Genomic DNA, 26309 nt, shown 5'->3' with positions numbered 1-26309 from the left:
CAGGCTAGCCCCGCGCCGCCACCTGGCGGTTCAGCCGACCGGCGGACGTACCGGGGGTGCGGTGAGCGCCTCGACCGGCCGCGCCACCGCGTCCGCCGGCGAGGCGAGCGCGTCGGGGCGGGGCACGCCACCGACGCCCGACTGCTCGGCGGCGATCTTCTCCTGGAGGCGGAGGATGCCGTGCAGCAGCGCCTCCGGGCGGGGCGGGCAGCCGGGCACGTACACGTCGACAGGGATGAGCTGGTCGACGCCCTTCGTCACCGAGTAGGAGTCCCAGTACGGGCCGCCGCAGTTGGAGCAGGCGCCGAACGAGATCACGTACTTCGGCTCGGGCATCTGGTCGTAGAGCCGCTTGACCGCCGGGGCCATCTTGTCGGTGACGGTGCCGCTGACCACCATCAGGTCGGCCTGCCGGGGCCCGTGGGCGAACGGGATCACGCCGAGCCGCATGAAGTCGTGCCGGCCCATGCTGGTCGCGATGAACTCGATGGCGCAGCAGGCCAGGCCGAAGTTGAAGACCCAGAGCGAGTAGCGGCGGCCCCAGTTCAGCACGAACCGGATCGGCTCGCCGAGCACGGCCGGCACCTGCATCTCTGGCCTCCCTCGCAGAACTCCGAGGTGCCAGTCAACCACAGCGCCCGCGACCGCGTTCCGGTGTCGTACCCCCGACAGGGCACCCGGGCAACGGCGCCCGGTGCCGGCGTGTGTCACCACTGTCGGGCGGACGGAGCCACCGCCGCCCACCACGGGGATCACGGAGGACCTGTCATGACCACACGGACCACCCGAGTGGCCGCCGCGCTGCTCGCCGGGGCGGCGGCGCTGTTCGCGCCGGCCGCGCCCGCCGCCGCGGCCGGCGGCACCGCGGCGCGCCTGACCGTCGACACCGGGACGCTGGTACTGACGCCGACCGACAAGGGGTACGTCGGGACGCTGACCACGACGATCAGCAACCGGGGCCGGGCCGACGCCACCGCCGGCCTGCGCATCACCGAGCCGGCCGGTGGCTCCTTCATCGGCCTCGACAACGGCTCGCCCTGGTTCACGGTGGGGATGGAGCAGAACCGCCGGGTCGTCGAGAGCTACGGCGGCCGGGTCGCGGCCGGCGGAAGCGTGACCCTCCGCCTGGACTTCCAGGTCTGGACGACCGCGCGCGCCTACCCGATGACCGCGCTGGGCGGCTCGGTCGCGGTGGTGCCGGACGGCGGCACCCGGGTGTCGGACCGGGACTCCTTCCGGACCGTGTTCCGGTCCACCTCGGGCAGCGTCCGCAACCCGCGGGTCTACCGGCAGGCCACCGAGACGGACCTGACCATCCGCGGTGGCGACGTGACGCTCACCCGCCGGGCCGACGGGGCCCTGCTGGGCCGGATGCCGGTGACCGTGCGTTACGGCAACGACGCCCCGTCGTTCCGGCTCGACGTGCGGGCGAGCCTGCCCGCCGGGGTCGAGGTGTGGGCCACCGACCCGCAGGACCTGCCCAGTTTCCCGGACTGGTTCGACGTCCCCGGCGGCCGGTTCATGCCGGGCGAGGAGCGCACGTTCGACGTCGTCCTCCGGGCGCCTGCCGGCACCCCGGCCGGTGAGCTGGGCAGCGGTTCGTTCACCGTGCAGGCCGTCTACGCGAACGAGCCGGTCGCCGACGTCGACCCGGCGGACGACACCACGACGTTCGACATCCGCGCGACCGACTGAGCCACCGGACAGAGCGGCCCGCCCGGAGTCCGGGCGGGCCGACTCGTTGCTCAGGCTCAGGTGAACGCCAGTCCGGTGGTGTGGGGCAGCCAGTAACCGACGTACGCCCCGGCGGTGACCTGGTAGCTGAGCTGCCCGTTCACCCAGGCGGTGGCACCCAGCGGCGCGACCGAGGCGGCCGAGAACGTGAGCCGCTTGGAGCCGGTCACGTTGCCCGCCGCGTCGTAGGCGTACCCGGTGTAGGTGCCCGGCTGGAAGGAGAGCGTCCGGGCCGGGTTGTAACGGTGCTCGACCGCCTTGCCGAGCAGGACGCGCTGGCCGTACGCCTCGGGGACGAGGTAACCGGCGAGCGCGCCGTTGGCGATCTGGTAGTAGATGCCCCGCCCGTACACGCGGACCCGCTGGCTCGCCTGGGCGCCGGAGGCCCGGGCGAGCTTGAGCGACTTCTGGCTCCGGACGGCCCCGGTGCTGGAGAAGGTGTAGCCGACGTGGGTGCCGGCGGCGCACGACACGGCGCCGTTGACGGCGGGCGCCGGGTAGTCCGAGCGCAGCAGGTACGCGTACGTGGCGAAGGTGGCCGAGGTGGTCATCTCGTAGAGCTTCAGGTTCTGCGCGGTGTGGACCTGGTGGTACTTCACGTGCGGTTGCGCGCAGCCCATCGAGTACTTGCTGGCCCACCGGGTGACCCGGAAGTGGGTCGGCACGTACCGCCGGACGGTGCTCGCCGCGCCGTCGAAGACCGCGACCGCCCGCTCGTCGCCGGTGAGCCGCCAGTAGTCGTACACGCCGTAGAGGGCGAAGATGTGCCCGTTGAGAACCCGTTCTCCGGTGGTGCCGAAGGTCACCGGGTACTCCTCCAGCCACAGGTAGCCGTTGGGGTCGACCCAGCTCGCCCAGGGCGCGTTGGCGACGACCGGCAGCGTCAGGCTCAGGAACGTCTGGTCCGCCGCCGTCCGCCACTTCGCCTCGCCGGTGATCTCGGCGAGGCCGACGAAGAGGCTGAGCATCTCGCCCTGTGCCATCCCGCTGTACCAGGGGGCGCGCAGCAGCGGGCGGCCCGCGCAGCGGCTCAGGTCGAAGTCGTACGGGTACCACCAGGCGCCCCGCGACTCGACCCGGCGGTCGATGTTGCGCTGGGCGTTGGCGACGGCCCGGTCGAGGAACCGCTTGTCGCCGCTGATCCGGTAGGCGGCCAGGTTGCTCAGGCCCCACTGCGCCTGGCCGACCGGGTGGTTCCAGGTCTTCCCGGCGAAGCTGAACATGCGGACGCCCTGCGCGTCGTGCAGTCCCCGGTCGACGAGCGGCGCCGGGTTGCTGTTCGTGGGCTGGGCGGCGAGCGGCAGCGGCTTCGGCAGGTGCCCGTCGCGGGCGTACGTGGCGGCGGCGGTGACCCCGCTCGCCCGTGCCCGCCGCTGCTGTTCCTTGGTCTTCGCCACGTCCCGCGAGGGCAGCTGCGGCACGCCGTCGGCCAACGGGTCGGGCGCCCATCCGGGGTCCACGACGGACACGTCGGCGCTGCGGTCCGGGCCGGGTGGCGCGGCCGGGGCGGTACCGGCCGGCGCCAGGCCGACCATCGCGCCGGCCGCGACCACTGCGACGAACCGGCGGACAGGTGGAGACTTAGCGGTGATCATGGCAACACTCCCCGTGTCATCGATGTCCCTGATGCTAGGCAGGTACGGACACGGGCCCCGGGCACCGAAGCGCCCGACTTTGCCGCCGAACGGACGAGTGCCCCGTCACCAGGCCGGGCGCTGGAGCAACCCGACGAACTCGGCGAGCAGCCGTTCCCGCAGCCGCGCCGGGGCGGCGTCGAGCAGCGTGTTCACCACCGCCATCCGGTCCGGCACACCGGCGCCGCCGGCCAGGCCGAGTCCGTCGGCCAGCCCGGCCACCAGCTCGGGGGTGAGCGCCTCCGGCGTGAGGCTGCCGGCCAGCGCCAGCAGTTCCGGCGGCAGCACGACCGGCCCGGCGGCGCGGGCCGCCGCGACCGCCTCGGCCAGGGCCGGGCCGAACTCGGCCACCCGGGGCGCCACCGCCGCGGTCACCGTGAGGTGGACGCTGGCCGGCAGATCGGCGTACGTGAGCTGGGGCTGGGTGTGCCAGCCACGCGCGGTCAGCTCGTCGACGAGCACGAACAGGTCGAGCCCCGGATCGTCACTGGTGAAGCAGACCACTGTGGTCTCCGGTTCGGCCATCAGCCGCAGTCCGCCGGTGGCCCGTACCGCGTCGGCCAGCCCGGCGACCGCGTCCCGGGTCGCGGCGGCCAGCCGCAGGTAGCCGTCCGCGCCGAGGTGGCGGAGTGTGGCGTACGCGGCGGCGATCGGCCCGCCGGACCGGGTCGAGGCGATCACCGGGTTGACCATCGTGTACCCCGGCCAGTCCGCGTACGCGAAGAACTGCGGGGCGCGCAGCGCCGGATCGCGGTGCAGCAGCACCGAGACGCCCTTCGGCGCGTACGCGTACTTGTGCAGGTCGACCGAGATCGAGGTGACACCCGGTACGGCGAAGTCGAACGGCGGCACCGGCGCGCCGAGCCGGCGCAGCCAGGGCAGCGCCCAGCCGCCGAAGCAGGCGTCCACGTGGCAGCGCACCCCGGCGGCCTGCGCGACGGTGGCGATCTCGGTCACCGGGTCGACCACCCCGTGCGCGTACGACGGGGCGGACGCCACCACCAGCACGGTCTCCGGGCGGATCGCGGCGGCCACCGCGGCCACGTCCGGGCGCAGCGTCACCGGGTCGACGGGCACGGTGTCGAGCCCGACCCGCAGGTAGTGCGCCGCCTTGGCGAACGCGGCGTGCGCGCTCGCCGGCACCACGATCCGCGGCTCGGTCAGGCCGGGGCGGGCGTCCCGGGCCGCCTTGACGGCGAGCAGCAGCGATTCGGTGCCGCCGCCGGTGACGCTGCCGACCACGTCCGGCGCGCCGGTGCCGGGGCCGCCGCCGAGCAGCCGGGCGGCGGCGCCGACGAGCGCGTTCTCCATCGCCAGCAGCGACGGGAACGCGGTCGGGTCGAGGCCGTTGACGTGCGCGCTCTCCGCGTACGCGGCCTGCGCCAGCGCGTCCAGCCCGGCCACGCCGGGGTCGTAGACGTACGCGAACAGCCGCCCCCCGTGCGTCGGACGGTCGGCGGCCCGCAGCGCGCGGATCTCGTCGAGCACGTCTGCCGCGGGCATCCCCCGCGCGGGCAGCACGCCCACGCCTGCCGTGTCGGTCATCGGGTGGTTCCTCTCGTGGACGGGCCGGGCGGACGGTGCGGTGCTCACGCCCGCGCGGCCGGCGCGGCGCCGTCGGCCTCGGGTGCGGCGCCGGCCGATGTGGTGGCCCCGGACACGGTGGCCCCGGGCACGGTGGCCCCGGGCGCGGCGGCCAGCTGGGCCGGGGTCAGGGTGTAGCCGCGCAGCAGCACCAGCGGGATCGCCACCAGCAGGGCGGGCAGCACGGTGAAGCCGAGCAGCACGCCGAGCCGTGCCGTGTCCGACTGGACGGCGGCGGTCCCGGTGGACGAGGAGACGTAGCCGGAGAGCTGGAGCACCAGCCCGTAGATGCCCGGCCCCAGCGCCAGCCCGAACGTCTCCCCTGCGGTCCACAGCCCGGTGAACACCCCGGCCTGCCGCCGCCCGGTGCGCGCGGTGTCGTACCAGATGCAGTCCGGCAGCATGGCCAGCGCGAAGACCTGCTGACCGGCGTACCCGACGCCGATCACCGCGACCACCGCGTAGGCCGCGGCGGCGGGCAGAGCGGGCGCGGCGACCAGGGCCAGCGCTCCCGCCGCGAAGATCAGTGACGCGGCGACCAGCGACGCCCGCTTGCCCAGCCGGGCGCCGGCCCGGGACCAGAGCGGCATGACCAGCAGCGCGGGCGCGACGAAGCAGGCGAACAGCAGCGTCGGGCCGCTGTCCGGCTCGCGCAGCACCTGGTCGGCGAAATACTTCACCCCGGCCAGCACGGTGGCCACCCCGGCGGACTGGATCACGAAGCAGATCAGCAGCACCCGGAACGGCCGGTTGCCGGTGGCGACAGCGAGCTGCGCGCGCAGGCTCGGCTCGCTCTCCCCCACCGTCCCGGTCGGCGCGGACCGGGTGCCGAGGAACACGCCGACGGTGCCGGCGACGATCAGCGCGGCCACGAACAGGCCCATCCACCGGTGGCCGGGAACCCCGTCACCGCCCGCGGTCACCACCGCCGGGGCCACCGCGCCGGAGACCAGGATGGCCAGCGCCAGCACCGCGATCCGCCAGGTCATCAACCGGGTACGCTCCGCCGGGTCGGCGGTCAACTCGGCCGGCATGGCCACGTACGGCACCTGGAAGAACGCGAACGCGGTGGCTGTGGCCAGGAACGCCAGCGCCACGTACGCGGCGGCGGCCGTCCCGTTCGCGAACGGCGCGGCGAAGATCGAGGCGAACAGCACGGCGAGCGCCAGCCCGCCACCGAGCAGGTACGGACGGCGGGCGCCCCAGCGGGAGCGGGTCCGGTCGGAGATGCGCCCGGCGACCGGGTTGACCAGCACGTCCCACGCCTTCGGCAGCAACACCAGCAGCGCGGCCAGCCCGGCGGCGACGCCGAGCGTGTCGGTGAGGTACGGCAGCAGGAGCAGCCCGGGCACGGTGCCGAACGCGCCGGTGACCAGGGAACCCAGCGCGTACCCGAGGTGCACCCGGCGGGGCAGGCCCGAAGCTGTCATGGAGCCGAATGCTACTCACGTTATGGCCCGGGTCACATCCCCTCCTCCGGCGCCGGCTGTTCGATGCCACAGTCGCTCGCGAGTCGCGGCGAGCCGCAGGTCGGCACGGCTACGCTGTAGGCATGGACCCGGCCCGATCCGTCCGCAGCTCGCGGGCACCGTACGAGGCCCGTCCCGGCCGTCGTGCGGTCGTGGTCCCCGAGCTGAGCGAGTTGCAGGGCCCTGTCGCCGGCGTCGTCGAGCTGCCCCACCGGCTGTTCTGGCAACCCGACCGGCACGTCGACCTCGACGTCCCGGGCCTGCTCGCCTGGATGTACGAGACAGTGCTCACCGAAGCCGTTCATCCCGACGAGCTGCGCACCTGGCTGCACGGCCCCACCCTCATCCGACTGTGGCCCGAGCTGTACGTGCCCCGCGGTGTCCGCCGCGCCTGGGAAGAGAGCCACCCCGTGCTGCGCGCCCGGGACGTCGCCGCCTGATGTCACCGGCGCCGGACCCGTTCCAGCACGAGGTCGCCCGTATCGCGCTCGCCGTGGCCGGCCGGCACGGCTTCGCCCTCGCCGGCGGCCAAGCCCTCATCGCCCACGGCATCGGCGCCCGCCCCACCGAGGACGTCGACCTGTTCACGGATGTCGATGGTGGGGTAACCGCCGCCGCCGAGCTGGTGCGCGCCACCCTGCTCGATGCCGGTTTCCAGGTCGATACCATCGCCGAGCCCACCGAGCTGGACGACGTCTTCTACGGCTTCGAGCACGACATGACCGAGTTCGAGGTTCGCCGCGACGACCGGACCGTGCGGCTGCAGCTCGTACGCTTCGCGCGCAGCGTCAGCCCGATAGTGCTCGACGTCGGGCCGGTGCTGCACCTGGACGACGTGATCGGCACCAAGGTCGCCGCCATGGTCACCCGCGCCCAGCCCCGCGACTACATCGACGTCGCCGCCTCCCTCGGCCGCTACAGCAGGAACGACCTGCTCGACCTCGCACGGCGGGCCGACCCGGCGCTCACCGACGAAGAGTTCCAGGACGCGCTACAGCGCCTCGACCGCCTGCCCGACACCGTCTTCGCGCTCTACCGCCTCACCCCGGATCAGATCCGCGACCTCCGCCGCGCGTTCTCGGACTGGCCGCGATGACGGGCCCGGTTCGGCGCCGTCGCGATTGAACGCCCGGCCGCATCCGACGCGGTCGGGTCACCCCTCCTCCGGCGACCAGGACGCCGCCGCCAGGTCCACCCGGTCGCCGCGCAACGGGCAACCCTCGGCGAGCAGCCGCTCCCGGGCCTTGCGCTCGTGACCCGGCGGCAGCCGGCCCGCCGCGTTCACCACCCGGTGCCACGGCACCCCGCCACCGTGCCGCGCCATGATCGAGCCGATCAGCCGCGGCGACGCCCGCCCCGAGCGCTCGGCCAGCGCGTCGGCCACCGCCCCGTACGACATCACCCGTCCCGGCGGGATCCGCTCGACCAGCGCCAGTACCGCCTCGACGTACTCGTCAGGTGTCACGAGCTGCCACGATATGGGAACGCGCCGCGGCCCCGCCGACCGCAGCGCGCAGAATGGGCGGGTGCGCGAAGCAGTCACCTCGGCCCGGCGGATCGTCGTCAAGATCGGTTCGTCCTCGCTGACCACCTCGACCGGCGGCCTCGACGACGCCCGGGTCGACGCGCTCGTCGACACGCTCGGCGGGCTCGCCGCCTCCGGACGCGAGGTGGTGCTGGTCTCGTCCGGCGCGATCGCCGCCGGGCTCGCCCCGCTGCGGCTGCCCCGGCGCCCGCGCGACCTGGCCACCCAGCAGGCCGCTGCCAGCGTCGGCCAGGGCCTGCTGATCGGCCGGTACGCGGCCGCGTTCGCCCGGCACGGCCGCACCGTCGGGCAGGTGCTGCTCACCGTGGACGACGTGACCCGGCGGGCGCACTACCGCAACGCGTACCGGACGCTGCGCAAGCTGCTCGACCTGCGCGCCGTGCCGATCGTCAACGAGAACGACACGGTGGCCACCGAGGAGATCCGGTTCGGCGACAACGACCGCCTGGCCGCGCTCGTCGCCGCGCTCGTCGACGCCGACCTGTTGGTGCTGCTCTCCGACGTCGACGCGCTCTGGACCGGCGACCCGGCCCGCTCCGGCAGCACCCGGATCATCGAGGTGCACGGCGAGGGCGACCTCGCGGGGGTGGACGTCGGCGGCGCCGGACGCGCCGGGGTGGGCACCGGCGGCATGGTGACGAAGGTCGAGGCGGCCCGGATCGCCACCGGCTTCGGCATCCCGGTGGTGCTCACCGCCGCCCCGCTGGCCGCGCCGGCGCTGGCCGGTGAGCCGGTCGGCACGTACTTCCACCCGAGCACCCGCCGCCCCGCCGCCCGTCTGTTCTGGCTGGCGCACGCCACCGCCCCCCGCGGCCGGCTGCACCTCGACCCGGGCGCGGTGCAGGCGGTGGTCGGCCGCCGCAAGTCGCTGCTGCCCGCCGGCATCACCGCCGTCGACGGTGCGTTCACCGCCGGCGACCCGGTGGACCTGGTCGACACCGCGGGCGCGCCGGTGGCCCGGGGGCTGGTCAACTACGACGCGGTGGAGCTGCCCGGCCTGCTCGGCCGGTCCACCGCCGAACTCGCCGCCGCGCTCGGCCCGGCGTACGAACGTGAGGTCGTCCACCGCGACGACCTGGTCCTGCTGTAAGGAAGGGGCCCTTCTTAACAGACGTCTGTTAAGAAGGGGCCCCTCCTTGAACCCCGTCCGAAGGAGTACGCACGATGAGCGTCGTCGAGCAGGCCCGGCGAGCCCGGGACGCGGCGGAAGCCCTGGCCACTGCCACCCGTACCGTCAAGGACGCCGCGCTGCACGCGATGGCCGACGCGCTCGTGGCGCGTACCCCGGAGGTGCTGGCGGCGAACGCGGCGGACCTGGCGGCCGGGCGCCAGGCCGGGCTGTCCGCGGCCATGCTGGACCGGCTCGCGCTCGACGAGGGCCGGGTGGCGGCCATCGCCGACGCGCTGCGCCAGATGGCCGCGCTGCCCGACCCGGTGGGTGAGGTGGTACGCGGCTCGACGCTGCCGAACGGCCTGGAGCTGCGCCAGGTGCGGGTGCCGTTCGGTGTGGTCGGCATCGTCTACGAGGGCCGGCCGAACGTGACAGTCGACGCCGCCGGGATCTGCCTGAAGTCCGGGAACGCGGCGCTGCTGCGCGGCTCCTCGTCGGCCGCCAACTCCAACGCGGCGCTGGTCGCGGTGCTGCGCGACGCGGTCTCCGGCTCCGGGCTGCCGGCGGACGCGGTGCAGCTGCTCGACTCCAGCACGCGCGACTCGGTCAAGGAGCTGATGCGCGCGCGCGGCCTGGTCGACGTGCTGATCCCGCGCGGTGGTGCGTCGCTGATCCGCGCCGTGGTCGAGGAGTCGACGGTGCCGGTGATCGAGACCGGGGTGGGCAACTGTCACGTCTACGTGGACGCCGCCGCCGACCTCGGCAAGGCGCTGGCGATCACGCTGAACGCCAAGACCCAGCGGCTGTCCACCTGCAACGTCGCCGAGTCGCTGCTGGTGCACCGCGACGTCGCGGACGCGTTCCTGCCGGCCGTGCTGGCCGCGTTCGCCGAGGCCGGGGTGACCGTGCACGGCACGCCCGCTGTCGCCGCCCACTCCGACGCCGTGGTGCCGGCCACCGAGGAGGACTTCGGCACCGAGTACCTCTCCGCCGACATCTCGGTCGCCGTGGTCGACTCGCTCGACGCGGCGGTCGCGCACATCCGCCGGTACGGCACCGGCCACACCGAGGCGATCGTCACCGACTCGCAGCGCGCGGCCCGGGAGTTCGTGGCCCGGGTGGACGCCGCCGCGATCATGGTCAACGCGTCCACCCGGTTCACCGACGGCGGCGAGTTCGGGTTCGGCGCGGAGATCGGCATCTCGACGCAGAAGCTGCACGCGCGCGGCCCGATGGGCCTGCCGGAGCTGACCAGCACCAAGTACGTGGTCACCGGGGACGGCCACCTGCGCTGATCCGAACCCGGCCGGTCCGGCTCCCGCCGATCAGGCGATCTGGAGTGGGCCGTCGCCCGCCGTCGCGGTCGGGCCGCCCGGCAGCGCGGTCGGGCCGCCCGGCAGCGCGGTCGGGCCGCCGGGCGGCGGGTCGGCCGGGACGGTGCCGGTGTGCAGCAGCGCCGACATCTCCCCGGCCGAGGGTGGCGCGGCGAGCGGCGGGAGCCCCGGGGACACCGGAGCGGCGGGCGGCACCAGCGGTGGAGGTACAGGCGGCAGGTCCGTCGGCGACGCGTCGGAGGCCGTGTCGCCCGGCAGACCGGGCGCGACGCTCCACGCGGACCAGGCGACCGGCCCGGCGCCCGAGCCGGGCGGCGTGTCGGCGGCGGGAGGATCGGCCGGCGGCCGGCGCGAGGCCGGTACGGCGGGCATCTCGGCGGTCCGCGGCACCACGAACGGCGCTCCGGACACCGGGGCCTCGGGCGTGTTCGGGCGGCACGCGCGGATCGCCCGCAGCGTGGTGTGCACGTCGAACTGGTGGCCGTCGTCGCTGTCCCAGCCGCCGTCGCTGCGCTGGGTCTCGGCGAGCCGCCTGCGCGCGGAGACCAGCAGCCACTGCTCCTCGCCCACGTCGACCCGGCGCAGCGTGGCGGCCAGCCAGGCCACGTCGGCCGGGGACATCCGGGGCACCCGGTCGGCCAGCACCGCCTGGATGCGCGCCGACTCGTAGTACATCTGCTGGCGGTGCAGCACCGCGGCGGCGAGCCAGCCGGCGGGCAGGAAGGACGGCCAGCTTCCGTCCGGGGCGAGCTGCGCGGCCAGCGCCTGCGCCGCCGCCTGCACCACACCGGCGTACGCGCCGCCGACCCGGTGGTCGAGCGGCCCGGCGGCCCGGGCGTCGAGTCCGGCCACCGTGAGCCAGAACCCGGCGCTGGCGGTCTGGTAGAGCCGCGCCTCGGGGTCGCCCGGGATGGCCCACTCGGGGGCGAGCCCGGCCAGCGAGGGATCCTCGTCCCACCCGCCGTCGGGCAGTTGCCGGGCGGCCAGCCAGTCCAGGGCGTGCCGGGCGGCCGGGCGGCCCAGCGCGCCGAGGTCGTCCAGCTCGGCCAGGCGGAAGCAGGTCGCGTCGACCGAGGCGACCTCACCGTCGAGGACGGCGGGCCAGCCACCGCCCGGCGCCTGCCCGGCCTCGGCGGCGTCGAGCACGTCGGGCGGCACCGGAGCGCCGGAACGCAGCCGGGAGAGGCGGGCGCGGTCCACCGCGTCACCGTGAGCGACGACGAATCCGATCGCCGCATCCAAGTCGACCACGGCACCGACGGTACTGGCGCGGCCGAGGTTACGCCTCGGTAGCTCGGCCAGGGCCGGTACCGCCCACCGGCCCTTGAGAGCATCCGCCGGTGGGTTGCGCGACCGGGCGTTCGCCCACGCCAGGGGGCACGGAAAGCGCGATGGGCCCGCCCGGGACGCCGGGCGGGCCCATCGACACGACTCAGTACGAGGGCAGCGACGGGTCGATCTGCTTGACCCAGGAGAGCACGCCGCCCTGGACGTGCACCGCGTCGGAGAAGCCGGCCGCCTTCAACGCGGCCAGCGCCTCGGCGGAGCGGACGCCGGACTTGCAGTGCAGCACGATCTGCCGGTCCTGCGGGAACTTCGCCAGCGCCTCGCCGGACAGGATCTCGCCCTTGGGGATGAGCGTCGAGCCGGGGATCCGGACGATCTCGTACTCGGCGGGCTCGCGCACGTCGACCAGGAAGACGTCCTTGCCGGAGTCCTGCCAGTCCTTCAGCTCCAGCGCGGTGATGGTCGAGTCGACCACCGCCTCCTGCGCCTCGTCGGAGACCGCGCCGCAGAAGTCCTCGTAGTCCTCCATCAGGTCGGTGAGGGTCGGGTTCTCGCCGCAGAGCACGCAGTTCGGATCCTTGCGGACCTTGATCTTGCGGTAGCTCATCTCCAGGGCGTCGTAGACCATCAGCCGGCCGACGAGCGGCTCACCGATGCCGGCGAGCAGCTTGATCGCCTCGTTGACCTGGATCGACCCGATCGACGCGCAGAGCACGCCGAGCACGCCGCCCTCGGCGCAGGACGGGACCATGCCGGGCGGCGGGGGCTCCGGGTAGAGGCAGCGGTAGCAGGGGCCGTGCTCGGCCCAGAACACCGACGCCTGGCCGTCGAAGCGGTAGATCGAACCCCAGACGTACGGCTTGCCGAGCAGCACGGCCGCGTCGTTGACCATGTAGCGGGTGGCGAAGTTGTCGGTGCCGTCGACGATCAGGTCGTACCGGGAGAAGATGTCCCGGACGTTCTCCCGGTCCAGCGCGGTGTTGTGGATCTCCACGTTGACCAGCGGGTTGATCTCGCGGATCGACGCCGCGGCGGACTCGGCCTTGGACCGGCCCACGTCGGAGACGCCGTGGATGACCTGGCGCTGGAGGTTCGACTCGTCAACGGTGTCGAAGTCGATGATGCCGAGCGTGCCGACACCGGCCGCGGCCAGATAGAGCAGGGCCGGCGAGCCGAGGCCACCGGCGCCGACACAGAGCACCCGGGCGTTCTTCAGCCGCTTCTGCCCCTCCACCCCGACGTCCGGGATGATCAGGTGGCGCGAGTAGCGGCGGATCTCGTCTACGGTCAGCTCGGCGGCGGGTTCGACGAGCGGGGGCAACGACACGGTGGACTCCCCGGGATCGGCGGTGTGACCGCGCCATTGTCGCTCGCCCGGACGGGGATCGGCCATGATGAGGGACACTCGGCCCGAACTGCGGGACCGGGAATAACTCAGAGGCCGTCGGTGGGCTCGCCGGAGTACCGCATCCCGCCGACGTACGGCCAGGCGTTGGGCAGGCAGCCGTCCAGCCCGTACGTCTGCTGCTGCATCACCGGGGCGGGCGCGCCGGGCTCGGGGCACGCCTGGTGCAGCTCGCCGAACTCGTGCCCGACCTCGTGGTTGATCACGTACGTGCGGTAGACCTCCAGCGGGGCGCCGTAGCCGGGCACGGCCGTCATCCACCGGGCCAGGTTGAGCACGACCCGGCCGGGCAGCCGGCAGGAGGTGTACCGGTCGGTGCGCAGGCCGCCCTCGGCGCACATCCGCTCCGAGGTGACCGGGGTGGCGAGGTAGACGGTGAAGTCGGCCGCGGCCGCCTCGGGCACCCGCTGCACCCGCAGGTCGCCGGAGGCGATCCAGCTGCGCGGGTCGCCCAGTACCGCGTCCACGGTGGCGGCGAACTCGTCGGCGTCCTGGCCCGTACCCTGCTCGACCTCGACCCGGTAGCGGCGCAGCGGGCCCTCCTGTCCGCGTACCGGAGACCGGCCCTGGGCCACCGCGAACGTGCCGGGGCCGGCGGTGGGGTAGCCGGTCGGCGCCGCGGCCGGGACGTCGGCCTCGGCGCCGCGCGCCAGCGACGGTTCGGCGGCGAGCGACGTCCCGCCGTGCCCTGGCGACGGCGCGTTCAGCCGGGTGATGCCGACGGCGCCGCTGACGGCCGCGAGCAGCATCGCCAGCACCAGCACCGAGCGGCGGCGCCGTCGCATCCGGCGCAGGGTGGGACGCTCGGGTGGCGGCGCGGCAGGGTTGTCGTAAGGGGACGACGACGTCATGACCTCAGCGTGTCATGCAATTCGGGCATTTAGCTGCTTTTGCCGCCTATGCCGCGAATATTCTTCACGAACCGGCGCTCAGAGGGCCGGCCCGGTGTACCGCTTCCCGCCCACGTAGGGCCACGGGTTCGGCCGGCAGCCCTTGAGGAACAGCGTCTGCTGCTGCATCACCGGCGCTGCCCGGCCCGCACCGGGACACCCCTCGTGCCGGTGCCCGAGCTGGTGGCCCACCTCGTGGTTGACCACGTAGAGCCGGTACGTGTCCAGCGGCATCCCGGCCGCGACCAGGTGCGGCGCCGAGGTCCGCCACCGGTCCAGGTTGATCACCACCTTCCCCGGCACCCGGCACGACGTGTACGGCACCCCACCCACCCGGATGTCGATCCCGCCCGCCCCGCACAGCCGCCCGGCCGTGTCGCGGGTGGCCAGGTAGATCGTGAAGTCGTACCGGTCGTCCGGGCCGACCCGCTGCAACCGCAGCTCGCCGCCGTCGACCCAGCTGCCCGGGCCGGCCAGGGCCCGCTGCACCGCCTCACCGAAGGCGCGGACCTCCTCGCCGGAGCCGTTCTCCACCGCCACCCGGTAGCGGCGCAGCGTCCCCGCGCGGCCGAGCACGCCGCTGGTCCGCTCGTCGTACGCGAAGCTGCCCCGGCCCTTCGCCGGCCCCGGGCCGGACAGCGTCAGCACCGGCGCGGCCGGCGCGCTGGGCGTCACCGGGGGCGGCGGCGAGACGCTCGGCGTGGACGGCGCCGGCGTGGGGGCCGGAGGCTGGGCGACGAACCCGTCGGTGATCCGAGTCCCCGCGCCCGCCGACGGCAGTTGCACCGCCACGCCGACACCGACCGCGGCGGCGGCAGCGAAGGCGCTGACCACGAGCGCGGTGCGCCAGTGACGGAACGAGGAACGGGAGCGGGCGGCACGTGGAGGGCGGGAGCTGGGCATCCGGCTCAGCCTGCCATGTCACGCTCCGTTCCGCTCTCCCCCATGCTGGTGGTGAGCGACGGTTTCGCCTCGGCGAGCAGGCCGAGCACCGCCCGCGCCACGGTCCGGGGCACCTCCAGCTGGGCCACGTGCCCGACGCCGTCGAGCATCAGCAGCCGGCTGTCCGGGATGACCCGGGCCGCCTGCGGCGCCACCCGCACGTCGACCAGCCGGTCCTGCCGCCCGCCCACGACGAGCGTGGGCGCCCGTACCGCCGCCGCCTGCCGCCAGAGCGCGCCCTCCCCCGGCAGGTACGAGCGCAGGAAGCTGCCGACCAGGCCCCGGAACGTCCGCACGTACGCGGCGGCGTAGTGGGCCGCCTCGTACCGGACCCGGATCTCGTCGATCGCCTCCTGCCGGCGCTGATCGCTGATCCGGGTCAGGTCCGCCACGCACGCCTCCATCACCTGCTGCGCGGTCACCTCCGGGCTGAACTGGGCCAGCCGCCAGGCGGCCAGCCGTTCGCCCCGGGGGATCGCCAGCAGCGGGAGCATCCGCCCCTGCAACGAGCGCCGGAAGTCGAGGAACGGCAGGGCGGGCGAGACCAGGGTGAGCGTGCGGACCAGGTCGGGGCGCAGCGCCGCCACCCGGACCGAGATCGCGCCGCCGAGCGAGTTGCCGAACAGGTGCACCGGCCCCCGGTCGCTGTGCTCGATCCAGCGGATCACCCGCTCGGCGAAGGCCGGGATGGTGTAGCGCGGCCCGGGCTCGCTGCGCCCGAACCCGGGCAGGTCGATCGCCTGGCCGTCGAGCCGGTCCGCGAGCAGGCCGGCCAGGTCGGTCCAGTTCTGCGCCGACCCGCCGAGGCCGTGCACGTACAGCGCGGGCTCCGCGCCGGGACCGGTGGCCGGGGTGTCGCGGACGTGCACGAGCGTGCCGTCGAGGCGTACGTGCCGGCCCGGCCAGGGCGGCGGGACGTGGTGTGCGGGAAGGCTGTGCTCCGGCCAGAGTGCGGCACGCTTCATGTCTCCAGTCTTCCCCGCACGGGCCCTACCGCACACCGGCTCAGGAGAGCAGCGCCTCCAGCCGCCGGTTCACCGCCGCGAGCGTGGCCCGCACGACCGCCTGCCGGGGATCGCCGGCCACCAGCGCCGAACCGGCCAACTGCTCCACCCAGCCGTCGCAGACCAGCAACACCACCACTGTCGCGACCTCGCAGTTGCCGAACGGCACCACGGCGGCGTGCTCCACGAAGCACCGGCCCCGCTCACCGGCCGGGACGCCCCGGCCGAGCAACTCGTCCACCGCGGCGGCCGCGGCCACCGCGCAGAGCCGCAGCACGTACCCGTCGACCGCCGGGCCGGTCGCGTGCCCCTCGGCCGTCCGGTCGCCCGCGACCAGGCGGACCTCGGTGGTGGCGTCCAGGCCGAACGTGCTCACCAGGACGTGCTCGATCACCACCCGGGGCCCCGGCACGCCGCCGGTGTCCAGCGGTCGCGACGGCGCGGTCTCCGTCGTGGTCATCTGCCCGCCGGAGTACGACGTACCGAGCGTGACCGGGCTGCCGGTGGACATGCCGGTCGGCGCGGCGGCCAGCGACGTCTCGTCCACCGCGGCCCGGCCCCGGTGAGTGGCCTGCCGGCGGCGGCGCGGCGGCTCGTCACCGTCGCCGGGCGCCTCGGCCGGGCGCGTGGCGCGGTCCGCGCCGAACCGCGCGTCGCCGGAACGGTTCGCGGCCGGACGCGCCACACCGGTCCGCGCCGGCATCTCGTCCCCGCCCGTCTCGTCACCGGTACGGGGCGCCGGGGTACGGGCGTCGCCCGGCTCGGACTGCGCGGCACTGGTCTCGCCCGGAGCGGACTGCGCCCCGGGCGCCCGGGTCTCGCCCGCGCGGGTCTCACCGGAGCGGTCCAGCCGGGCCGACCGGCGGCGCAGCGGGGCCGGTGGCGGCACGGCGGGTGCGCCGGGCAAATTCTGCGGGGCGGCGGCCAGGCCCATCCGCTCCTGGAGCAGCCGGGCCACCAGGCGGCTCACCTCGGCCGGGTCCGCGCCGTCGGCCAGGTCGAGCCGGAGGCTGTGCGCGCCGGCCGGGGTACGGCGCAGCGCGGCGTCGCGTACGCCCGCCACCTCACGGACCGCGTCGAGGATCGCGTTGACGTCGAAGCCCTCCGGCCGCTCCCGCAGTGGCGCGGGTTCGTCGTCGCGGCGCAGGTGGGTGGCTATGCGGGCGAGTTCGGGGGTCTCGGCGGACGGTTCCACTGCCGGCGGCTCCGGCACGACGGGCACGTCCGGTTCCGAGGGGACGCGCTGCGGCAGCACTGGGGACGGTTCCTCCGGTCGGGGCTCGGCGACCGCGTCGGCGGCCGGCACCGGTTCCGGTGCGGACCGACGGGCCGCGTAGGGAGGGGCGCTCGTCGGGTGGGGCGCGGGTGTGCGGTCGAAACGCGGCGTGCCGCTCGTGGCGGGCACGCCTGAGGTCGGCGGGAAGGTGGCAGCCGCTTCGGCGGGCGGGGCCGGGGCGTATCCACCGGCCGGGGCGGGCGGGGCGCTGGCCGGCGCGGGACCGGCGGGCGTGCTCAGCGGGGCGACCGGCACCGGTGGCCCGGCCCAGGAGGGCCGCTCGTAGCCGTGCGGCGCTTCGGCGTCGCTCCGGGGCAGCCGGAACGGCCGGGTCGCCTCGGGCGCCGGCTCCGGCGCGGCCGGCGGCTCGTACCGGCGCGCCGGGTCGGGCCCGGCACCCGGCTCGTACTGCCGGGACGCCTCGGACTCGGCGGACGGCGGGTACTGCCGCGTCGCCTCCGGTCCCGGGGCCGGCTCGGCGCGCAGCGGCTCGTACGGCCGTACCGGCTCGGGCCGGGGTGGCTCGTAGGCGGCGGGCGGCTCGACGCGGGCCGGCTCGTACGGCCGCACCGGCTCGGGTGCCCACTCGGCCGCGCGGTCCTCGCGGGCGGTGCGGTGGGCGGCGCTGTCGTCCTCCCACTCCCGCCGCTCGGCGGCGGGCTCCTCGGCGCGGCGGGCCGGCGGCTCCTCGGTGCCTCGGACCGGCGGCTCCTCGGCCCGGCGGGCCGGCGGCTCGTCGGTGCGGGCCCACGGCGGGGCCCAGCCGTCACCCCAGCTCGGGCGGTTCCAGGACGGCCCCGACCAGTCCGGTTCGGTGGCCCTCGGGTCGTCGGCCGCCGGAATCCCGGCCGCGGCCCGCGGCTCGGCGGTGGCCGCCCGGCCCTCGGGCGGGTGGACCTCGCCCGGTGCGTGCTCCGGCCGGTTCGCGGCCGGCGGCTGAGTGACGGGCCGGTCGGCCCAGCCCCGGGACAGCGACGGGGTGGATTCGGTGTTCGGCGCGTGGAAGCCCGGCGGCACCTCGAAACCGGAGGCGGCGGCGCCGACCGGCGGAACCTGGAGCGCCGGGGGCGCGGAGGTCGGCCCGCTCTCGGCCCAGCGCGGGGCCCGGGCGGCCGGGTCGTCGGCGGCGTGCCGGGAACCGGCGGCCTCCCCCGGGTCGGCCGGCTGCTCGATCGTCGGCGCCGGGCGCGGGGCCGGTACGGCCAGCCGTTCGCCGTCGGCAGTCCGGGGCGGCTCGTCCGCGGGCGGGGCACTGACCGGCGCCTGGCGGGTCACTGGCGACTCCTCCCCGGCGTGGTGCACGCCGTTGACGTGGCGGCCGTTGACGCGGCCCGGTTCCGGCGCGGAGTGGCCGGGCAGCGGGGCCGGCAGGTCGCCGTGCCGGGGCGAGGAGGCGGCCCAGCCGCCGAGGTCGCCGTAGGGCCAGCCGCCGGGCGCCGGGGCGCCGCGGGACCAGCCGTTCGGCGGGGGCGCCCAGCCGCCGCCGGTACGGGCCGGTTCGTCCCGCTGGCCCGTCCCGTCGCCGTGCTCTCCCGGGGTGGCGGCTCCGGGTTGCCCTGTTTCACTCACCGCGCGCTCCTTGGTCGCCCCCGCTGAGGCTACCGTGTGGTGACAGTGGCGATAAGTTACAGCGGCGGGCCAATTCCGCGACGGGTTCACGAACCCGGACCGGTTCGGGTGATACGTGCCGGCTCGTACGCAGATACTCGGAGGATCCGATGACCGCAGTGGGGAACGGTGCACAGACCGCCGGTCGGCCCACCCGTCTGCCCCGCTCGGCGCGCCGTAAGCAGCTGCTCGCCGCCGCCCAGGAGGTGTTCGTCGCGCAGGGCTACCACGCCGCCGCGATGGACGACATCGCCGAGCGGGCCGGTGTCTCCAAGCCGGTGCTCTACCAACACTTCCCCGGGAAGATGGAGCTCTACCTGGCGCTGCTGGACACGCACTGTGACGCGATAGTGGCCAAAGTGCAGGACGCGATGAGCGGCACCAACGACAACAAGGAGCGCGTCGGCGCCGCGGTGCGCGCGTACTTCGACTTCGTCGACCACGAGAGCGAGGCGTTCCGGCTGGTCTTCGAGTCGGACCTGCGCAACGACCCGGCGGTGCGGCAGCGGGTGGAGCGGGTCGAGCAGGGCTGCATCGCGGCCATCACCGACACGATCATCTCGGACACCGGGGTCAGCCGCTCGCACGCCGAACTGCTCGCCTCGGGCCTGGTCGGCGCCGCCGAGACCGCCGCCCAGTTCTGGCTCGCCGGCGGCCGCCAGGTGCCCAAGGCGGAGGCCGAGGCGCTGGTCGCGGCCCTGTCCTGGCGCGGCATCGCCAGCTTCCCGCTGCAAGGTGAGTCAGCCTGAACATCGGGCCGCCGGATCGGATAGCCTTCCCACGGTGGCTTTTTCGCCCCAGTTGAGGAGGCACAGTGGAGGTCAAGATCGGCGTGCAGTACGCGCCGCGGGAGCTGGTCCTGGAGAGCGCGCAGTCGCCGGCCGAGATCGAGCAGATCGTGACCGACGCCTTCGCCAAGAGTGAGGGCACCCTCTCCCTGACCGACGAGAAGGGCCGGCGCGTGATCGTGCCGGTCGGCAAGGTCGCCTACGTCGAGATCGCCGAGGCGTCGCCCCGCGCGGTCGGGTTCACCGTTCGCTGATTCCCGTGGCACCGGCCGCCGTGGCGGGCCTCCCGCCACGGCGGCTCAGTTGTTCAACCCGACCGCTGTCATCCGCGCGGCGTGCGCCTCGGTCAGCCGGCGCAGCAGCCTCGGCACGTCCCCGCCGGTCCGCCCGATCAACGCGACGAGCGCGCCCCGGTCGGCGGCGGCCACCCGGCCCGCCTGGGACAGCGCCTCACCGAGCAGCCGCCGCGCCCACATCGACAGCCGCCCGGCCGCCCGGGGATCGGCCTCGATCGCGGCCCGGATCTCCGCCGCGGCGAACTCGGCGTACCGGGAGTCGTGCAGCACGTCGAGCAGCAGCGCCCGGTCCGGCCCGGCCAGGCCGTCGGCGATCCCGCGCAGGAAGCCGTCGGTGATCGCGTCTCCCACGTACGCCTTCGTCACCGCCTCCGCCCAGTCCCGCGGCTCGGTCGAGTCGTGGTACGCCCGCAGCGCCTCGACGTAGGGGGCCATCGCCTCCTCCGGGGTGACACCGCAGGCGGCGAGCCGGTCGGTGAGCCACCGGTAGTGCGCGATCTCGGCGGCGGCCATCTCGCTGAGCGCGGCGCGGCGGCGCAGGTCGGGCGCGAGACGCGCGTCGGCGGCGAGGCGGTCGAACGCGAGCAGTTCGCCGTAGGCGACGAGCCCGAACAGGTCGTTCGCGGCCGGGTCGGGGGCGGCGGGGCCGGGGGCGGACATCAACGCAGGCTACCGGCGCCGCCCCTGTGACTCAAGTCACAGGGAACCGCCCCGCGCGCACGGCCACCACCTGGGAATCGGGACGGCTCAGGGGCCGTTCAGGTAGGATGAGACAGTTGCCGTGGGCACCGATTCGGTCACTTGCTGATCAACGCCGGTCCCCGACGCGCGTGCGGCCCGGTCCGGCTCGGCGAAATCGCCCCTGACCGCGTGGCCCGCGCCACACCAGATCGCGCCCTGAGGACATGAGGGGCGCACCACGAGAGGGCACCCCCAAATCCATATGAGCGAGCAGATTTCCGGCCAGCCACTGGCCCCCACCGCTCCGGTCCCCCCGGAGGCACCCACGTTCGCCGCGCTCGGTGCGCGGCAGGAGACCGTCGAGGCGCTGGCCGCCGCCGGCATCACCCGCGCCTTCGCCATCCAGGAGTACGCGCTGCCGATCGCGCTGCGCGGCGTCGACCTGATCGGGCAGGCGCCGACCGGCACCGGCAAGACACTCGGCTTCGGCATCCCGCTGCTGGAGCGGGTCTTCGCCCCGTCCGAGGGCAGCGACGGCGTCCCGCAGGCGCTCGTCGTCGTACCCACCCGTGAGCTGGGCATCCAGGTCGCCAAGGACCTCGACGCCGCCGGCCGTACCCGGGGTGTCCGGGTGCTGCCGATCTACGGCGGCGTGGCGTACGAGCCGCAGATCGAGGCGCTGCGCAAGGGCGTCGAGATCCTGGTCGGCACCCCGGGCCGCCTGATGGACCTGCAGAAGCAGAAGCACCTGCGGCTCGACCGCGTCCGCGCGCTCGTCCTCGACGAGGCGGACCGCATGCTCGACCTGGGCTTCCTGGACGACGTCGAGAAGATCCTGGCCATGCTGCCGGAGGACCGGCAGACCATGCTGTTCTCGGCCACCATGCCGGACCCGATCGTCGCGCTGTCCCGGCGCTTCCTGCGCCGCCCGGTGACCATCCACGCCGGGCACACCGCCGAGACCGGCCCGTCGCCGCAGACCCAGCAGCTCGCGTACCGCACGCACTCGCTGAACAAGGTCGAGATCGTGGCGCGCATCCTCCAGGCCGAGGGCCGCGGGCTGACCATGATCTTCACCCGTACCAAGCGGGCCGCCGACCGGGTCGCCGAGGATCTCGACTTCCGCGGCTTCGCCGTCGCCGCCGTGCACGGTGACCTCGGCCAGGGCGCGCGCGAGCGGGCGCTGCGGGCGTTCCGGGCCGGCAAGATCGACACGCTGGTCGCCACCGACGTGGCGGCGCGGGGCATCGACGTCACGGGCGTCACGCACGTGATCAACTACGACTGCCCCGAGGACCAGGACACCTACACCCACCGCATCGGCCGTACCGGCCGGGCCGGGGCCACGGGCGTCGCGGTGACGTTCGTCGACTGGGACGACATGCCCCGCTGGCGGATCATCGACAAGACGCTCGGGCTGGACATGCCCGAGCCGCCGGAGACGTACCACACCTCCGCGCACCTCTACACGGACCTGGACATCCCGACTGACATCAGCGGCACGCTCCCGACCGCCGAGCGCACCCGCGCCGGCCTGTCCGCCGAGGTCGAGGAGGACCTGGGCGGCGTCGGCCGGTCGCGCCGGGGCGCGCGGCGCGGCGACAGCCGGGGCCGCGAGCGCGGCGACCGCGACCGTGGTCGTGGCCGGGGCGGCGAGGGCGGTTCGTCCGCCGGTTCGCCCGCCGCACAGGCCGACGCCGGGGACGACGAGACCCCGCGTACGCCGCGCCGGCGGCGTCGTCGCCGGGCCGGTGAGGCGGTGGCCGGTGAGCCGACCGCGGTGATCAGCGCCGAGGGCGCGGCCGAGACCGCCGGCGCACCGCAGCCCACGGAGGGCGAGGCGTCCACCAAGCCACGGCGCCGTCGCCGTCGCCGCAGCGGCAGCACCGGCGCACCCGCCGAGGCCACGAACGCCGACTGACGACCACCACGGATACGGCCTCCCGGACCCCGGTCCCGGAGGCCGTCCCCATCCCCGCCCCTCCTTGCGACGATCATGAAGTTGACGCCGCGACACGCCGTGTCCGGTGCCGCCAACTTCATGATCGACCGGGCCGGGGCCGGGCGGGCGGGAGCGCGGGAGCGCGGGGAGAACACGAGAGGTAGGCACTGATGCCGGAAGCGTTGGACTCGGCTCTGGCCGAGGTGCGGGCGTTGCTGCTCGCGCCGGGGCTGACCCGCGCGGTCGCCGCCGGGCGCCGTCGTGGGCAGCGCCCCTCGGTGGTACGCGCGGAGCTGCGCCCGGTCACGCTGAAGGCCGGTCCCCGGTTGCAGATCGCCGTCTCCGACGGATCACGGCCGCACACCCGCAACGTGGCACCGGGCACGGAGGCCGGCGCCGCAGTCGACGAACTGCTCGCCGAACCGTTCGGCAACTGGCACGTCGAGACCGCAGACGCCACGCTCCAGCTCCGGGTCACCAAGTCCGGCGAGGCGCAGGTACACCGGGCGGCGGCCAGCCGTCCGGCGCCCGAGCCGGGCGGGCACGATCGTGCCAAGGAGTGGCTGCTCGACCCCGGTGATCCCCTGTTCCGGGAGATCGGCGGCTCGGCGGCCAAACGCCGCCAGGTCGACGCGTTCCTGCGCGCGCTCGCGGCCACGCTGCCCGACGACCTCACCGGTCCGCTGCGGGTGGTGGACCTGGGCTGCGGCAACGCGTACCTGACCTTCGCCGCCTACCGCTACCTCGTCCAGCGCGGCCTGGACGTGACGCTCGTCGGGGTGGACGTCCGGGAGGACCAGCGCCGCCGCAACACCGAACTGGCCGAGCGGCTGGGCTGGGCCGGCCGGGTCGGGTTCGTGGCCGGCACCATCGCCGAGGCGCCCGTCGAACCGGCGCCCGACCTGGTGCTGGCGCTGCACGCCTGCGACACCGCGACCGACGAGGCGCTGGCCCGCGCGGTGCGCTGGGGCGCACGCTGGGTGCTCGCCGCGCCCTGCTGCCACCACGACCTGGCCGCCCAGCTCCGGGCCGGTCAGGCGCCCGCGCCGTACGAGCTGCTGACCCGGCAGGGCATCCTGCGGGAGCGGTTCGCCGACGTGCTCACCGACTCGCTGCGGGCCGCGCTGCTGCGCCTGCACGGCTACCGCGCCGAGGTGGTGGAGTTCGTCGACTCCCAGCACACGCCGCGCAACCTGCTCATCCGGGCGCGCCGGACGGCCGGTGCGCCGACCGACGGGCAGCGCGCGGAGTATCGCGAGCTGGTCGGCCAGTGGGGTGTCACGCCCCGGCTGGAGACGCTGCTGGCCGAGGCGCGCTGAGCGACGGCTGTCCTACCGCCCCCGGTCGCTCCGGTTGCGGTCGCCCCGGTCGAGCACCGACACCCGCTCACCGGCGCCCCGGTGCGGGGTCCGCTCACCGTCGTGCGACGCGCTCGGGAACGGCACCACCTTCCCGGGCTGCTCGGCGTTCCCGGCGGCGGCGAAGGCGTTCCACGAGATGTCGACGAGAAGCCGCTTCAGCTCGGCGTGCCGAACGGCCGCGTTGCGCTGCAGCGCCAGCCGCGCCCCGAGCACCACCGAGGCGAGCGTGGTGCAGATCGCACCGGTCGCGGCGATCAGGTGTACGCCGGTCGCCTCGTCACCGCGTACCGCCAGCAGCAGCAGCCAGATCCAGAAGCCGAGCGCGAACACCGCGGCCTTGGCCACGAAGAAGATGCTCACGGCGCCGGGGCGATGCGGTACGGGACAAACCGGCTCGGCCATGCTGTTCCTCCATCGACTGCCAGGATTCCCTCAGCGTAGTTGACCGGCGACAACTTTCCGTAGTCGGACGGTCCCGTGGACGGGACCTCCGGACCGATCAGTCAGTTACTTCTCCGGCCCGGCGTACTAGGCTCGGTGCGCGAGCCGGGCCACCGGAGGAAGGGGACAGATCCGCCAGGGATGGGTTCCGCAGACGTTTCGCCACAGATGGCCTTCGCGCGCTTCGTACGCCGGGCCATCGATGCGGCGCGCGAGGAGCGCGGCTGGACGGTGACCGACCTCGCCACCCACACCGGTGTCGGCCGCTCCACAGTGTTCCGCTGGCTGGCCGGCGACTGGCAGGACTACCCCGAACTCGCGAAGGTCCGCGGTTTCTGCGCCGCCCTCGACCTGCCCGTGGCGGCCGCGTTCCGTGCGCTGGGCCTGCCCGACGCGGGGTCGGTGCCCCGCCGCCGGGGCGCCGAGGACGGCCCGGTGGAGGCCGACGTGCGGGTGATCCTGGATCGGCTCGCCGACCCGAACGTGCCCGCCGAGGAGAAGCACCACATCCGCGATCTGCTCCGCTACCTGGCCCGCCGCCCGGTCCGCCGGGCCGGCTGACCCGCCCAGCCGGCGACGGCCCTCGAAACTCAGGCCACGGTCAGCGTGAACTCGGCGGTCCGCACCACGCCGCCGACCTGGAAGTCCAGGAACATGCGGTAGCTACCGGGCCCCGGCGCGGTGAGCCAGAACGTCACGTCGTCGCCGTCGCGCACCGGCTCCGGGTGGACGTGCAGGTAGCCGAGGTCGCCCTCGCGCAACGCCACCAGGTGCCCGTACGCCCCGAGGTACGGCTCCAGCGCCGCCGCCGCGCCGGCCGCGCCGGTGACCCGGAACCGCAGCGGCACCGACTTCCCCACGTCCGGAGTGCCGGCGTACCCGACGGTGAACCCGTCGACGGTGGCCGACGTGGCGGCGGCGGGCAGCGGCCGGGGCCGGTACGCGCCGGACGCGGTCAGGTCGGCGCCGAGCACCACGGCGACCTGGCGACCGTCGTCGGCGACCGCCGTGAAGTCCGCGTACATCCGCCAGGGGCCCGCCTCCGGCGGCGTGATCGGCACCGACCAGGTGCCGTCGGCGGCCATCGTCGGGTGCAGGTGCCGGTAACCGCTGAGGTCACGCCGGACCATGATCACGTGCATCGGCTTGTCGTGCACGACGGCGAACCGGGTGACCGCCCGGCGCTGGTCGTCGCGGATCTGGAAGCGCAGCTCACCGGCGCGGCCCGCGACCAGTTCGGTCGACGGCACGAGCGTGTAACCGGCCGAGGTGATCGACAGCCCGGTCGCGCCGTCGCCACCGCCCTGGGTGACTGTGGCGCCGTCGTGCGTGTGCGCGCCGGTCCCGGGTGAGTGGGCGTGCCCGCCGCCGTCGGCGCCCGTGGCGGCCCCGCCGGCCGTCGCGCCGCCGGGCCGGGCCGGGCCGGCCGGCGCGTTCATCCGCCCGAGGCCGAAGCCGAGCACGACGGCGAGCACCAGGCCGCCCACCACCAGGGCCAGCCGCAGCGTCTCCCGGTCCACCACGACGGGACCGGACGCACCCGCCCCGGCCGAGCCGTCCGCGCCGTCACCGGACCGCGTCGCGTGGCCGGGCAGGGCCTCCGCGTCGGACCGCGCCGCGTCGCCGGGCTGTGTCGCGGGAGCGTCGGAGCCGGCCTCGGAGTCGTCGGGGACGACGCCGGTGCCGGACGTGGCGGACGACGACTCAGGCACCGCCGCCGACCAGCTCGTAACCCGCCTCGTCCACTGCGGCACGCACGGACTCGGCGGACAGCGGCGCCGCGCTGGTGACCGTGGCGGCGCCGCTGGTCAGATCGATCCGGACCTCCTCGACACCGGGCAGCGCGGACAGCTCCTCGGTCACCGCCTTGACGCAGTGCGCGCAGGTCATCCCGGTCACGGTGTACGTCTGGACGACGGGTCGCTGCTCGGTCATGACCCCACGGTACCGCCGCCCGGGCGTGGGCCCGACGACGG

The 26309-nt window shown here is 75.0% G+C and carries 25 protein-coding genes; 10 read left to right on the top strand and 15 right to left on the bottom strand.

The genetic code is table 11. The annotated features are described in order from the left end of the window. Window positions 1-30: 30 nt before the first annotated feature. Complete coding sequence (locus ABIH81_RS11445) at window positions 31-591, bottom strand: NADH-quinone oxidoreductase subunit B (RefSeq protein WP_091426500.1); 561 nt, start codon at window positions 589-591, stop codon at window positions 31-33. 177 nt (window positions 592-768) lie between these two features. Between ABIH81_RS11445 and ABIH81_RS11440 the strand changes: the two genes are divergently transcribed. Next, on the top strand, window positions 769-1695 hold the full coding sequence (locus tag ABIH81_RS11440; protein ID WP_349880257.1) for a hypothetical protein: 927 nt from the start codon (window positions 769-771) through the stop codon (window positions 1693-1695). Between the two features lie 56 nt (window positions 1696-1751). Here the strand turns inward: ABIH81_RS11440 and ABIH81_RS11435 are convergent, their stop codons facing one another. The 3 genes from ABIH81_RS11435 to ABIH81_RS11425 form a co-directional block, all read right to left on the bottom strand. Next, window positions 1752-3329: a D-glucuronyl C5-epimerase family protein gene (locus tag ABIH81_RS11435; protein ID WP_349880256.1), complete on the bottom strand. Its 1578-nt coding sequence runs from the start codon at window positions 3327-3329 to the stop codon at window positions 1752-1754. Between the two features lie 105 nt (window positions 3330-3434). Next, window positions 3435-4913: an aspartate aminotransferase family protein gene (locus tag ABIH81_RS11430; protein ID WP_349880255.1), complete on the bottom strand. Its 1479-nt coding sequence runs from the start codon at window positions 4911-4913 to the stop codon at window positions 3435-3437. Between the two features lie 44 nt (window positions 4914-4957). Further along, the gene (locus ABIH81_RS11425) at window positions 4958-6382 is read right to left on the bottom strand and encodes an MFS transporter (RefSeq protein WP_349880254.1); all 1425 of its coding nucleotides are present in this window, start codon (window positions 6380-6382) and stop codon (window positions 4958-4960) included. 122 nt (window positions 6383-6504) lie between these two features. On the opposite strand from ABIH81_RS11425, the gene ABIH81_RS11420 reads away from it, so the two are divergent. Together ABIH81_RS11420 and ABIH81_RS11415 are read left to right on the top strand one after the other, a co-directional pair. Further along, window positions 6505-6861: a hypothetical protein gene (locus ABIH81_RS11420; RefSeq protein ID WP_349880253.1), complete on the top strand. Its 357-nt coding sequence runs from the start codon at window positions 6505-6507 to the stop codon at window positions 6859-6861. Continuing rightward, entirely contained in the window at window positions 6861-7517 is a 657-nt protein-coding gene (locus tag ABIH81_RS11415) for a nucleotidyl transferase AbiEii/AbiGii toxin family protein (protein ID WP_349880252.1), read from the top strand. The genes ABIH81_RS11420 and ABIH81_RS11415 overlap by 1 nt, the downstream gene beginning before the upstream one ends. Window positions 7518-7574: 57 nt before the next feature. Here the strand turns inward: ABIH81_RS11415 and ABIH81_RS11410 are convergent, their stop codons facing one another. After that, window positions 7575-7886 (bottom strand): MGMT family protein, encoded by a 312-nt coding sequence (locus tag ABIH81_RS11410; protein ID WP_349880251.1) that lies wholly within the window; start codon window positions 7884-7886, stop codon window positions 7575-7577. 13 nt (window positions 7887-7899) lie between these two features. Here ABIH81_RS11410 and proB point away from each other — a divergent pair, with 13 nt between their 5' ends. Then, window positions 7900-9057: a glutamate 5-kinase gene (proB, locus tag ABIH81_RS11405; RefSeq protein WP_349880250.1), complete on the top strand. Its 1158-nt coding sequence runs from the start codon at window positions 7900-7902 to the stop codon at window positions 9055-9057. A 74-nt stretch (window positions 9058-9131) separates the two neighbouring features. Then, the gene (locus tag ABIH81_RS11400; protein ID WP_349880249.1) at window positions 9132-10373 is read left to right on the top strand and encodes a glutamate-5-semialdehyde dehydrogenase; all 1242 of its coding nucleotides are present in this window, start codon (window positions 9132-9134) and stop codon (window positions 10371-10373) included. A 30-nt stretch (window positions 10374-10403) separates the two neighbouring features. On the opposite strand, the gene ABIH81_RS11395 is transcribed toward ABIH81_RS11400, so the two are convergent. From ABIH81_RS11395 to ABIH81_RS11370, 6 genes are all read right to left on the bottom strand, one after another. After that, entirely contained in the window at window positions 10404-11663 is a 1260-nt protein-coding gene (locus ABIH81_RS11395) for a hypothetical protein (RefSeq protein WP_349880248.1), read from the bottom strand. Between the two features lie 181 nt (window positions 11664-11844). Next, entirely contained in the window at window positions 11845-13092 is a 1248-nt protein-coding gene (gene moeZ / locus ABIH81_RS11390) for an adenylyltransferase/sulfurtransferase MoeZ (RefSeq protein WP_349880247.1), read from the bottom strand. Between the two features lie 41 nt (window positions 13093-13133). After that, window positions 13134-13955 carry a DUF3152 domain-containing protein gene (locus ABIH81_RS11385; protein ID WP_349880246.1) on the bottom strand — a complete coding sequence of 274 codons (822 nt, stop codon included), beginning with the start codon at window positions 13953-13955 and terminating at the stop codon, window positions 13134-13136. Between the two features lie 78 nt (window positions 13956-14033). Beyond that, window positions 14034-14897 (bottom strand): DUF3152 domain-containing protein, encoded by an 864-nt coding sequence (locus tag ABIH81_RS11380; RefSeq protein WP_349880245.1) that lies wholly within the window; start codon window positions 14895-14897, stop codon window positions 14034-14036. A gap of 5 nt (window positions 14898-14902) precedes the next feature. Beyond that, window positions 14903-15901 (bottom strand): alpha/beta hydrolase, encoded by a 999-nt coding sequence (locus ABIH81_RS11375; RefSeq protein ID WP_349880244.1) that lies wholly within the window; start codon window positions 15899-15901, stop codon window positions 14903-14905. Window positions 15902-15941: 40 nt separating this feature from the next. Further along, the gene (locus ABIH81_RS11370; protein ID WP_349880243.1) at window positions 15942-18785 is read right to left on the bottom strand and encodes a hypothetical protein; all 2844 of its coding nucleotides are present in this window, start codon (window positions 18783-18785) and stop codon (window positions 15942-15944) included. Between the two features lie 149 nt (window positions 18786-18934). Here ABIH81_RS11370 and ABIH81_RS11365 point away from each other — a divergent pair, with 149 nt between their 5' ends. Both ABIH81_RS11365 and ABIH81_RS11360 read left to right on the top strand, forming a co-directional pair. Further along, window positions 18935-19573 carry a TetR/AcrR family transcriptional regulator gene (locus ABIH81_RS11365; protein WP_216929952.1) on the top strand — a complete coding sequence of 213 codons (639 nt, stop codon included), beginning with the start codon at window positions 18935-18937 and terminating at the stop codon, window positions 19571-19573. Window positions 19574-19638: 65 nt separating this feature from the next. Beyond that, on the top strand, window positions 19639-19866 hold the full coding sequence (locus tag ABIH81_RS11360; protein ID WP_013288692.1) for a DUF3107 domain-containing protein: 228 nt from the start codon (window positions 19639-19641) through the stop codon (window positions 19864-19866). 45 nt (window positions 19867-19911) lie between these two features. Here ABIH81_RS11360 and ABIH81_RS11355 read toward each other — a convergent pair whose 3' ends face one another. Next, the gene (locus ABIH81_RS11355) at window positions 19912-20568 is read right to left on the bottom strand and encodes a ferritin-like fold-containing protein (RefSeq protein ID WP_349880242.1); all 657 of its coding nucleotides are present in this window, start codon (window positions 20566-20568) and stop codon (window positions 19912-19914) included. Between the two features lie 283 nt (window positions 20569-20851). Between ABIH81_RS11355 and ABIH81_RS11350 the strand changes: the two genes are divergently transcribed. Then, window positions 20852-22510 carry a DEAD/DEAH box helicase gene (locus ABIH81_RS11350; RefSeq protein ID WP_349880241.1) on the top strand — a complete coding sequence of 553 codons (1659 nt, stop codon included), beginning with the start codon at window positions 20852-20854 and terminating at the stop codon, window positions 22508-22510. A gap of 191 nt (window positions 22511-22701) precedes the next feature. Continuing rightward, window positions 22702-23850, top strand: coding sequence for an SAM-dependent methyltransferase (locus ABIH81_RS11345; protein WP_349880240.1), 1149 nt, complete (start codon window positions 22702-22704; stop codon window positions 23848-23850). A gap of 12 nt (window positions 23851-23862) precedes the next feature. Here ABIH81_RS11345 and ABIH81_RS11340 read toward each other — a convergent pair whose 3' ends face one another. Beyond that, on the bottom strand, window positions 23863-24294 hold the full coding sequence (locus tag ABIH81_RS11340) for a hypothetical protein (protein WP_349880239.1): 432 nt from the start codon (window positions 24292-24294) through the stop codon (window positions 23863-23865). A 180-nt stretch (window positions 24295-24474) separates the two neighbouring features. Between ABIH81_RS11340 and ABIH81_RS11335 the strand changes: the two genes are divergently transcribed. Then, window positions 24475-24894, top strand: coding sequence for a helix-turn-helix transcriptional regulator (locus ABIH81_RS11335; protein WP_349880238.1), 420 nt, complete (start codon window positions 24475-24477; stop codon window positions 24892-24894). 29 nt (window positions 24895-24923) lie between these two features. Here ABIH81_RS11335 and ABIH81_RS11330 read toward each other — a convergent pair whose 3' ends face one another. Next, window positions 24924-26045 carry a hypothetical protein gene (locus tag ABIH81_RS11330; RefSeq protein ID WP_349880237.1) on the bottom strand — a complete coding sequence of 374 codons (1122 nt, stop codon included), beginning with the start codon at window positions 26043-26045 and terminating at the stop codon, window positions 24924-24926. Next, the gene (locus ABIH81_RS11325; RefSeq protein WP_349880236.1) at window positions 26038-26268 is read right to left on the bottom strand and encodes a heavy-metal-associated domain-containing protein; all 231 of its coding nucleotides are present in this window, start codon (window positions 26266-26268) and stop codon (window positions 26038-26040) included. The genes ABIH81_RS11330 and ABIH81_RS11325 overlap by 8 nt, the downstream gene beginning before the upstream one ends. Window positions 26269-26309 lie beyond the last annotated feature (41 nt).

It is taken from the genome of Micromonospora sp. HUAS YX12 (assembly GCF_040215685.1).
Classification (GTDB): domain Bacteria; phylum Actinomycetota; class Actinomycetes; order Mycobacteriales; family Micromonosporaceae; genus Micromonospora; species Micromonospora tulbaghiae.
This window is presented reverse-complemented; position numbering and strand designations above follow the sequence as displayed.